10 protein-coding genes are annotated in these 10,138 nt (G+C 65.6%); 5 read left to right on the top strand and 5 right to left on the bottom strand.

The window, feature by feature from the left end:
- Positions 1-256 precede the first annotated feature (256 nt).
- On the top strand, positions 257-1,219 hold the full coding sequence (locus AC3WJU_RS17320; RefSeq protein ID WP_284991285.1) for a DnaJ C-terminal domain-containing protein: 963 nt from the start codon (positions 257-259) through the stop codon (positions 1,217-1,219).
- A gap of 29 nt (positions 1,220-1,248) precedes the next feature.
- Positions 1,249-1,671, top strand: a complete 423-nt coding sequence (locus AC3WJU_RS17315) for a heat shock protein transcriptional repressor HspR (RefSeq protein WP_269995195.1) — start codon at positions 1,249-1,251, stop codon at positions 1,669-1,671.
- Positions 1,672-1,675: 4 nt separating this feature from the next.
- Here the strand turns inward: AC3WJU_RS17315 and AC3WJU_RS17310 are convergent, their stop codons facing one another.
- Complete coding sequence (locus AC3WJU_RS17310) at positions 1,676-2,311, bottom strand: CG0192-related protein (protein WP_492260448.1); 636 nt, start codon at positions 2,309-2,311, stop codon at positions 1,676-1,678.
- 45 nt (positions 2,312-2,356) lie between these two features.
- Positions 2,357-5,743: a DEAD/DEAH box helicase gene (locus AC3WJU_RS17305; protein WP_284991299.1), complete on the bottom strand. Its 3,387-nt coding sequence runs from the start codon at positions 5,741-5,743 to the stop codon at positions 2,357-2,359.
- Between the two features lie 167 nt (positions 5,744-5,910).
- Here AC3WJU_RS17305 and AC3WJU_RS17300 point away from each other — a divergent pair, with 167 nt between their 5' ends.
- Positions 5,911-6,759, top strand: a complete 849-nt coding sequence (locus AC3WJU_RS17300; RefSeq protein WP_307054931.1) for a DMP19 family protein — start codon at positions 5,911-5,913, stop codon at positions 6,757-6,759.
- 164 nt (positions 6,760-6,923) lie between these two features.
- On the opposite strand, the gene AC3WJU_RS17295 is transcribed toward AC3WJU_RS17300, so the two are convergent.
- Positions 6,924-7,496 (bottom strand): COG4315 family predicted lipoprotein, encoded by a 573-nt coding sequence (locus AC3WJU_RS17295; RefSeq protein WP_059389900.1) that lies wholly within the window; start codon positions 7,494-7,496, stop codon positions 6,924-6,926.
- Positions 7,497-7,650: 154 nt separating this feature from the next.
- On the opposite strand from AC3WJU_RS17295, the gene AC3WJU_RS17290 reads away from it, so the two are divergent.
- Both AC3WJU_RS17290 and AC3WJU_RS17285 read left to right on the top strand, forming a co-directional pair.
- Entirely contained in the window at positions 7,651-8,151 is a 501-nt protein-coding gene (locus tag AC3WJU_RS17290; protein ID WP_059389901.1) for a sigma-70 family RNA polymerase sigma factor, read from the top strand.
- Positions 8,148-8,855 carry an anti-sigma factor family protein gene (locus tag AC3WJU_RS17285; RefSeq protein WP_492260447.1) on the top strand — a complete coding sequence of 236 codons (708 nt, stop codon included), beginning with the start codon at positions 8,148-8,150 and terminating at the stop codon, positions 8,853-8,855. Before AC3WJU_RS17290 ends, AC3WJU_RS17285 begins: the two co-directional genes overlap by 4 nt.
- Positions 8,856-8,883: 28 nt before the next feature.
- On the opposite strand, the gene AC3WJU_RS17280 is transcribed toward AC3WJU_RS17285, so the two are convergent.
- Entirely contained in the window at positions 8,884-9,696 is an 813-nt protein-coding gene (locus AC3WJU_RS17280; protein WP_492260446.1) for a methylenetetrahydrofolate reductase, read from the bottom strand.
- Positions 9,697-9,712: 16 nt separating this feature from the next.
- On the bottom strand, positions 9,713-10,138 hold a 426-nt coding region (locus AC3WJU_RS17275; protein WP_492260445.1), incomplete at its 5' end, for a lipoyl synthase.

Genomic DNA, 10,138 nt, shown 5'->3' with positions numbered 1-10,138 from the left:
CCCCCCCCCCCCCCCCCCCCCCCGCTCCGGCAGGCCCGATGCCACTCCCGGGCCCCCTCATCCGCTACGGCTCAAGCGGTTTTCTCGCCTAAGGTGAGTTGACCACAAGCTCGCAGCGATACATGGGCCCCGGGAGTGGCATCGGGCCTATCGGAGCCGGGTGGCTGAGGATCGAAGATCCTTGGCCACCCGGCGGAGGGGCGGGGGCCCATGTATCGCGGAGAGCTCGGCAAGAACAGATCGAAAGGAAACGCCCTTGGCCAGCCAGGACTGGGTTGAGAAGGATTTTTACGCCATCCTTGGTGTCGCCAAGGACGCCTCTGACGCTGACATCAAGAAGGCGTACCGCAAGCTTGCGCGGAAGTACCATCCGGATACCAATTCCGGGGATGCTGCTGCGGAGAAGAAGTTCAAGGACATCTCGGAGGCCTATTCGGTGCTCTCGGATGCCGAGGAGCGCCAGCAGTACGATGCCATTCGCGCCATGGGCGGGGCACGCTTCGCGCCGGGCGCAGCTCGCGGCGGCCCGGCCAATGGCGGCTTCGAGGACCTGTTCGGCGGGCTTTTCGGCGGCGGACGCCAGCCTGCCGGTGCCGGGGGCATCCCGCCCGAGTTCGCTGACCTCTTCGGCGGTGGCTTCGGCGGTGGACAGACCGGTTTCCAGCGGGCCCCGCAAAAGGGCAGCGACCGCACGGCGTCCACCTCGATTTCCTTTGCAGGCTCCATTCATGGCACCACGGTGAGCCTCCGCGAAAGCAACGGAAACGTCATCGACGTGAAGATTCCCGCGGGCATCAGGGACGGCCAGAAGGTCCGCCAGCGTGGCAAGGGCAACCCAGGCGCAGCCGGAAACGGGGACCTCATCATCACGGTGAACGTCAAGCCCCACGATTTCTTCAATCGCGACGGCGACAACATCCGGATCCACGTGCCGGTCACCTTCGCCGAGGCGGCCTTGGGTTCCAACATCCACGTGCCGACGCTCGACGGCGACACTGTCACCGTCCGCGTCCCGGCCGGCACGCCTTCCGGGCGGACGCTCCGGGTCAAAGGCCGAGGCGTCAAGACCTCGAAGGGCACCGGAGACCTGCTGGTGACGATCGACGTCTCCGTCCCGCAGAACCTCAACAAACAGGCCGAGGAAGCTGTCAAGGCGTTCGCCGCGGCTACGGCCGACGCCGATCCTCGCCACGACCTGGCCGCCAAGGCCCGCTTGTAGCGGCAGAAGACATGGGAGGGGACGTAGGCATGGGCATCGACATCAACCAGCCGATCTTCGTCATCTCCGTCGCGGCCGAACTGGCTGACATGCACCCGCAGACCCTGCGGCAGTACGACCGGCTCGGCATCGTGTCGCCGAGCCGTGCGCCGGGCAAGTCCCGGCGTTACTCCCAACGCGACATCGACCGCTTGCGCGAGGTCCAGCGGCTCTCCCACGAAGGCGTGTCCCTTGAGGGCATCAAGCGCATCCTTGAGCTCGAAAACCAGGTGGCCGCGCTGCAGTTCCGCGTGGCCGAGTTGAGCGAGGAACTGCAGCGGCGGCGGAGCCCCATGGAGGCCCGCGTTTTTGCTGCGGGAGCAGCCGGCGACGTCGTCAGCCTGGCCCGCGGGCAGCGCCCCCGGGCGCGGTCCCAGGCAGTTGTGGTGTGGAGACCGCGACCGGGGGAGTAGTCCTCTAGGGCCGCGAGAGGGACGCCAGTAGCACCGGCGCATCCTGCCCGGCCCACGTGCCCCGAAGGGCAGCCGAATCTTCCGAACCCTGGATCCCCAGATCCAGGACGCGGTTCACCTGGACGGTGAGTTCACCGGCGTCGATGCTGGTAACGCCGCCTTCGGTGATCGGCGCTGCGGGACTCAGAGCGGGGACTTCGCTGCCGGGGGTTCCACTGCCCTTGGCCTCGACGGAACTCGCCCTTGGCTCCAGCACGCCGTCCATGTCCACGAACTGTTCGGCTTCCCGCTGCCCAGTGAGGATGGCGGTGGCCAGGGCAGCGACGTAGACGGGATCGGTGCAGGCGTCGTACACCCACCTCGTGCCCAACACGGAGTGTTCCATGGTGCCGAGCAGCGAGTGCTCCGCACCGGGCAATTCCGAACCCCGGTAGCTCAGGGGAACCTGGTAGACCTTGCCGCCGTGGGAGACCAAGTGGGTTTCGAGGCCGACTTCGCCGTCCGGATCATCGAAGCGGTACGCACCGAGCAGCTCGGGCGGCGCGGAGCCGTCCTTGGTGAACCACGGCTGGACGGGCAAGTACTTTTCGATGAGCTCAAGTTTGCTAGGACTCAGGGTTGCTCTATGGATGATAGCCATGCGGTCCAGCCTAGGCCACCTAGAAGCAGTTGCTCCAGGGCGAACCTACTCCGCAAATAGCCCGGCCAGGTCCTCCGCCGTCAGCGCGCCACCGGCCAGGGCGTCGCCTTCCATGACATCCGCGAACAGCTGCGACTTCTTGGTCTTGAGCGCCATGACCTTTTCCTCGATGGTGTCCTTGGCCACCAGGCGGTAGACCATGACGTTCCTCGCTTGCCCGATCCTGTGGGTTCGGTCCACGGCCTGCGCTTCCGAGGCGGGGTTCCACCACGGGTCCAGCAGGAACACGTAGTCGGCCTCGGTCAGGTTCAGGCCGAACCCGCCGGCCTTCAAGGAAATGAGGAACACGGGCGCCGCGCCGTTCTTGAATTCGCTCACGACGTCGGCCCGGTTCCGGGTGCTGCCGTCGAGGTAGCAATATTCGATGTCCTCCGCGTCGAGCCGCTCCCGGACCTTGCCCAGGAACCCCGTGAACTGGCTGAAGATGAGCGCCCGGTGCCCCTCGGCGACGATGTCCTCCAGCTGTTCGAACAGCACATCCAACTTGGACGAGCGCACGGCTGACAAGGACTCGTCCACCAGGGAGACGTCCAGGCTCAGCTGCCTCAGCAGGGTGAGCGACTGGAAAATGGTGAAGCGGTTCTTATTGACATCGTCGATGAGCCCAAGGATCTTCTGACGCTCCCGCTGCAAGTGGGTCTGGTACACCTTCTGGTGCCGCGGGTTGAGCACCACTTCGAGCACCTGTTCCTGCTTGGGCGGCAGGTCCTTGATGACTTGCTCTTTGGTGCGGCGCATCATCAGGGGACGGACCCGACGGCGGAGCTTGGCGAGCTGGGCCTTGTCGCCGTTCTTTTCGACGGGCTTTTGGTAGTACTCCGCGAAGCGGCGCGGGCTGGAGAAAAGTCCCGGTGCGACGATCGAGGTCAGCGCCCAGAACTCCATGAGGTTGTTCTCAAGCGGGGTTCCCGTGATGGCCAGCTTGAAGGATGCCGGGAGTTTCCGGGCGCACTGGTAGGCCTTGGACTGGTGGTTCTTGACGAACTGGGCTTCATCGAGCATCAGTCCGGCCCATTCCTTGGCGGCGTAGGCTTCGTAGTCGATCCGGAACAGCGCGTACGAGGTGATGACGACGTCGATGCCCGCCATGGATTCCTGCGGATCCGCGCCGCTCTTGGCGAAGGTCTCTCCCACGGTCTTTATGCTCAAACCGGGGGCGAAGCGCTGCACTTCCGCGGCCCAGTTACCCACGACGCTGGTGGGCGCCACCACCAAGAAGGGGGCGCTGCCGCCCGCGGTGCCTCCGGCGCCGGACTCAGCCTGCTCCTTCGCCGCGCACATCAAGGCAATCGCCTGCACTGTCTTGCCGAGGCCCATGTCGTCGGCCAGGACGCCACCCAGGCTGTGGCGGTAGAGGAAACTCAGCCAGTTGAATCCCTCCAACTGGTACGGGCGCAGCTCGGCGTCGAGCGAGCCCGGCAGCGGCAGCCCGGTCACGCCGTCGTCGAGCAATCCGCCCACGGCCTCCCGCCATGCTGCCGCCTGCTCGTCGACGATCCCCAATTGCGCGAGCTCATCCCAGAGCCCGGCCTGGAAACGGCTGATCTGCAGGGTGCCGTGCCGGTCCGGGTTGTCCTGCAAGGACCTGGCCTCGTCGATCAGCGCGCGGAGTTGGTGCAGTTCGGGCAGGTCCAGCGAGAAGTACGCGCCGCTCGGCAGCAACATCCGGCTCTGGCCGGCCGCGAGGGCGGAAAACACGGCCGCGAAGGACACGGGTTCGCCCTCGAGCGTGATGACGATGCCAAGATCGAACCAGTCGCGGCTGTCGGTTGCCTTGGTCGAAATGGAGACGACGGGAGCCTCGGTGGCCTCGCGGTAGTCGGCGATCTCGCCGGAGGTGTCCACGACGACGTCGGGCAGCTCGCGGAGCCGGGGCAGCACCTCCTCGGTGAAGGCCAGGGTGTCCAGCCCATCCAGCGCCACCGAGGCCGCGAGGCGTGGAGCCCCCCATCCGCCGCTCGACGATTCGCCCAGCGCGGCAACCACCTCCCAAGGCCGGCCCAGGGTCTCCAGGATCCGGGCTTCCTCGGCGTCGTCGCGATAGCCGTGGTCGTCAGGGTGCCGCCAGAGGGGTTGGGCAGTCACGAGCTTGCCGGCTTTATAGTGCCATTCCCAGTGCAGCCGCACGCGGTGGTCGGAGCCGTAGTTCGCCAGCAAGGACAGCGTGGGCACGGCGAGGACCGGCAACTCGACGGAATGGTCCGCTGCCGTGACCCGCGTGGACTGCTTGAGTTTCGGATAGAACGCCGTGAGGAATCGTTCTTCGTCCTTCGCCGGGATCTGGAGCCGGGACGCGCCCATGACGAAATCGAGGAGTTCCTGCGACTCGCCGCCCTCCAAAGGGGCCAGCGTGATGAGGTTAGCGGGGGCCGAAACGCCGGGCAAGTGCCCCTCGCCGGGACCCGTGAAGAACAATCCATGCGCCGGGCGGCCGATCAAGCCCAAGGCCGCCGGATCAAGGGCGTCCCCGCCCAAGGTCACCGACGGCGACAGCTGCAGTCCGTCGTCGGGCCGGCTAAGGTCAAGCCCGACGACGGCGGGCTCCGCGGCAATGCGGACCGGCTCGGTCCCGCCGGAGTGGATGAGCGAAACCCCGACCTTCGAGGCTTCGGCGAGCAGGCTCCACAGGTTCTTGCCGGCGAATTCGTTGAGCAGCATCCACATGCTGGAAGTGAGCTGCCGGTAGTCCGCGGTGGAATGCGCGGCGAGGAAGTTCTGCATCCAGTCGATATGGGCTTCGTTGAACTCGCGCTTGTAGCCGAGGTAGTTCAGGTTGGTCCAGGAGACGTCGCCCCGGATCCACTTGCCCTTGGCTCCCATCATCACTGGGCGGGCCTTGAGCTGGCGCACGCTGCGGAGAGGATCGCGCCGGCCTGTGTAGGAGAAGTGCGGGGCCGGTTCTTCCACTTCGAAGGCCAGTGCCAAGGGGAGGCCCTGGCCTTGCGGTGCGGTCCCCGGGGTGGCGATGAGCTTGCTGAGCGCCTGTTCCCAGGCCGGCCGCTGCACGATTCCCCCCGTTTGGGCCGTCTGTCCGAACGCGGGCGCGCTGAGCAGCTGTGCCCGCACTGCGGGATGGTCTTCGGCGGCGAAGAGAAGGGCGGCCACGTGTTTGCAGTCCTTGCGGACGGGGCAACTGCACACGCCCACGGTGCAGCTCCAGCCTCCGGGCTTGCGGACCAGCTTGGCCGACGTCGAATACGGTGACGGGCCGCTGCCCCTGACCTTGCCCATCATCAGGCCCGTGGCGGAGTCGAAGGTGATGCCGCTGACCCGGCTTCCCATGGCATAGGCGAGGCCGGCCGCGAGGGAGCGGTCGTTAATGGCGGGTGTCTGAATCGCCAGTTCCCAGGAATCGTCTGAGTGGGAAGGCATTCGTTAAGGCTACTTTCGGCAGGAGGCTATCTATGAATCCTAGGGCCCACGCAGCAGCCCTGAAACTTTGCCCGACGTTCACCTCTGCCTAGCTTGCCCGACAACCGCCCCCGCGTACGTTGAAAGGGTCCGGAGCAGCACAAGCTTCCCAGCAGTGAGGAAATCCCATGACCAGCAATGAGAACCCCGTCGTTCTGACGAAGGACAGCATCGAGGCCGACAACGCAGAAGTTGTGGACGCGAACGTCACCGTGGTCAACGAGATGTACGAGGAGCTCCTCAACCACGAGGAAATCGCTACCAACGCCCTGCGCAGCTACTTTGTGGACTACTACCTGACACAGGCACTCGCGGGCGGTTTCGCCCAGTACGTCTTCACGGTCCCGGAGCGCGAAGAGGTGGATGCGTTTGTCCGCGAAGGCCTTGAAGGAATGGGCGCCAAGGGCCACCTCGAGCTGTTCAACCGCACCGCAGCAGCTTTCGACGCGCTGTCCGAGGAGGACGCCGAGGCCTACCTGGACGGCGACCTTGACGAGTCCGAGGTGGCACCGGAAGCCGTTGCCGAGCTCGAGGCCCTCGACGGCGAATTCGAATCCCTCCTGGAGACCGAAGACATCATCGAACTCAACGCAGCGTGGCTCCGCAGCCAGGACGGTGTGCTCTACCTCGACGAGGAGCAGCTCGAGGCACACATCGCCGACCGTGTAGCCCTCATCCCGAACCTCGAAGAGCGCCAGGCCGAGGCGGCCGAAGCCGAACTCGAGAACGCCCCCGAATTCGAGCTCATCATCCGCGAACTGTGCGATGTTGCCGGCTACCGGCTGGAGAAGATCACCATGGGCGATCCCAACTACGAGCACGACGGCGAGACGATCCTCGCCTGGCACTTTGCCACGGACCACGGCAACTACATCATGATCGAAGAGGACGACGAAGCCTTCATGATCCACCCCGAGACGAAGGAAATCATCGCCGCGGTGGAGTTCGAGGACGCTGAAGCGTTCGAAGACGCCTAAGACGCCTAAGACGCCTAAGACGCCCGCTCACTTTTAGGGCATCTGGGGCGGACGCCCGCTCACTTTTGAGGCCTTTTGGACAAACGCTCGCTCAGATCTTCCGGCCGGTCCGGAAAGATCTGAGCGAGCGTTTGCCGTTTGGGGTGCAAACGTGAGCGACGGTTTCAGTAGCCCATGCTGCTCCCGCTTGGGGTGCTGCTGCTTGGGGTGCTGCTTGGGGTGCTGCTCGGGGTCAACATGGAACCGGACGGGCTGACCATGAACCACACGCCACCCACGCCTTGTCCGTAGGTGTCACTGGAGTCTTCATCCTTGGAGTAGAAGTAGATAGGCATCCCGTTGATGGTGATCTGCATCTTGCCGTCTGCAGTGGGGATGGTGCCGATGGTTCCGGTCACCCCGTCAACCGCCGGTTTGGCCGACGTCGTTGTCACTGCCGGCCAGTTGGTGGCACAGCCGCCGGTGCAGGCGCTCTTGCCGGAATCCTTGACGTCCTTCGCGAAGACGTAGACGCTCTTGCCGTTCGCCGCGACCACTCTCTCGCCGACGCTCGACGACGCCGTCTTCAGTTCCGCCGCGCCAGCAGGAGTGCTCGACGCCGGAGCGCTTGAACTCGACGCCGCGGGGCTGGGACTGGTGGCGCTCGAAGATGACGACGCGCCGGGGCTTCCTCCACAGCCAGTGAGGGCGATGGCCAGAGCAAGGATGCCGAGCCCGGTGCCGAGTTGCTTCTTCATGGTTTGCTCCTTCGGGTCGACCGGCCGTGGACGTGCCGGAAGCTAACCCGTACGACGCCGTCGGGTGAAGAATGGTTCAGGGGGCTTGAACCTTTTTCGTGGCGGGCACGTCGTATCGCAGGAGAAGGGGAAGCCGAGCACCAAGGAGGCGCCGATGCCGCTCGACGAGGATGTAGTGGCCGCGATCTACCGCGACCACGGCACGGCCCTGCGCCGCTTCGTGCTGAGCTGCACGCCGGACGCGCACTTGGCTGAGGACGTAGTCCAGGAAACCATCCTTCGCGTGTGGCAGCACGCCCCGCAGATCACCGGCAGCCTGCGCAGCTATTTGTTCCGCACTGCCCGCAACGTCATCATCGACAACTACCGCAAGGCCCAGCGGCGCCCGGCAGAGGCTGCCGAACGCGACATGGCGGATCCGGAGGAGGCCACCGAACGGGTGGACGAGCTCCTCAACCGGGTCCTCATGGAGGAGGCGCTCCTGAGGCTCAGCACCGAACACCGGGAGGTCCTGGTAGCACTGCATTATGAACGTTTCACGGTGAACGAAGCCGCGTTGAGGCTCAACATCCCCAGCGGCACAGTGAAGTCCCGGGCCTTCTACGCCGTGAGGGCGCTCCGCACGATTCTCGACGAAATGGGGGTGCAGCGGTGAACGAAACCGGACTTCACCAATTGCTGGGCGCCTACTTGCTCGGCGGACTCGAGCCTGCCGAGGCCCGGATTTTCGAGGAGCACTTGGCGAGCTGCGCTGACTGCCGGCTCGAGTTGGGCGAGCTGGAGAGCCTCCCCGCCCTCCTCGACGCCGTCCCCGTGCCCGACGCCGTCGCGCTCGCCGCCGGGCGCCCCGCCGTCGAGCCCTCTACCGCTGCCCCTTCCGACGCCCGCCCACTTACAGGGGCTTTCACGGAAACGATCCCGCAGCCGATCCTCCTGAAGATGGCGGCACGGCGGCGGAAATCCCGACGCCGGTGGGCGGCCCTGGTGGGTGCCGTCGCCGCGGCGTGCCTTGGCTTGGGCATACTGGCAGGGCCCGTGTTGAACCAGCCACCCAAGCCTGACGCCAGTTACTCCGTGCAGACAGACAATGGCCTGCAGCTCACCGTGGGGCTCGTCAGGAAGGCGTGGGGGACCGAGCTTCAGCTGGAAGGCCGCAGCATGCCGGCGCAAGGCACGATGTACCTGTGGGTCAAGGGCCGCGACGGCACGGAGGAAATGGCGTGCGGATGGACCGCGACGTCCAGTGGCCACATCAAGGTCACGGGTGCGACGCCGGTCCAGCTCGCCGGGATTTCGGGCGTGGAACTGCGCGATGACAACCAAAAGACGGTCGCGGCGATTTCGGTCCCGGGGAGCTAGGGGTCCCCAGGACCTAGGCGGTCCCAGATTACGCGGAGGCTGCCTCGCTGGCCTCAGGATCGGGGAGGTCGCTTCGTTCCCAGATGGGCATGTCCAGTCGGTTGAAGCTGTAAAGATGGATTCCCGAGATGCCATCCGGGTGCGCCATGATCTCGGAAACGAGGCCTTCCGGTGAGTACTTGTCCCCGCCTAGAAGCTTCCGGGCAAGGGTTCCTTTATTGCTGAGGAACTTCAGGGACGTCCCGACGCCGATCTGGGCTGCCAGGGCCAGCAGTTTGGTCCGGGGAACGGCCCCGGCCACGCCTGCCCACACCGGCAGCTCGACGCCTTCCCGGCGCAGGAGTGCTGCGTAGTCGAGGATCGTCGGGGCGGAGAAGCACATTTGCGTGACTACGTGCGTGGCCAGATGTTGTTTGGCCAGCAGGGCATCCAGCAAGTCGAGGCCGCTCACGGAAGGATGTCCCTCGGGGTAACCTGCGATGCCCGCCGTGATGCTTCCGCCGGAGTACTCGGCGATGTCCGCCAAGAGGGGAAGGCTCGATCGGTAGGGGCCGGAACCTTGCGGCCCGTCGCCACCGATGGCGAATACCTCCCTAATCCCGGCGGCCTCGCAGCCCCGGAGGATACCGGAGAGTTGCGCCCTGTGCTCCAGCCCGCGTGCCGAGAGGTGCGGAATCACGGTGTAGCCGAGGAGGCTGAGCTTGACGGAAGCCTCCATGGTCCGCGCGATGCCGTGATGGGGCAGGCAGGTAATGGTGAGCGTCGTGGAAAGCGGCACTGCTGCCTGGACTTTCTCAACGATTCCGGCTGAGGGAATGATTTCAATCCGGGTGGGGAACATGCTGGCTCCTTGCGGATCAGGCCGTCGCGTGGTGTGCGAGGAGGGTGCGGGCTTCCTGGCGGGTGGTGCCGGAGTCCTGGATGCCTTCGGCGATGTGTGCCAGGTGGGAGGGGATTTCGCGGCCTTTTTTGCGCATCGCGGTGGCCCAGAGGCGTCCGGCGCGGTAGGAGGAGCGGACCAGGGGGCCGGACATGACGCCGAGGAAGCCGATTTCCTCGGCTTCGGTGGCGAGCTCGACGAATTCCTGGGGTTTGACCCAGCGGTCCACGGGCAGGTGGCGTTCGGAGGGGCGCAGGTACTGGGTGATGGTGATCAGGTCGCAGCCCGCGGCGTGCAGGTCACGCAGGGCTTCGGAGATCTCTTCCCGGGTTTCGCCCATGCCCAGGATCAGGTTGGATTTGGTGACCATGCCGTGGGCGCGGCCCTGGGTGATGACGTCCAG

The organism is Arthrobacter sp. FW306-1B-F12A (assembly GCF_058781865.1).
Note: the sequence above shows the minus strand (reverse complement) of the source record. Positions and strands in the feature narration are given on the sequence as shown.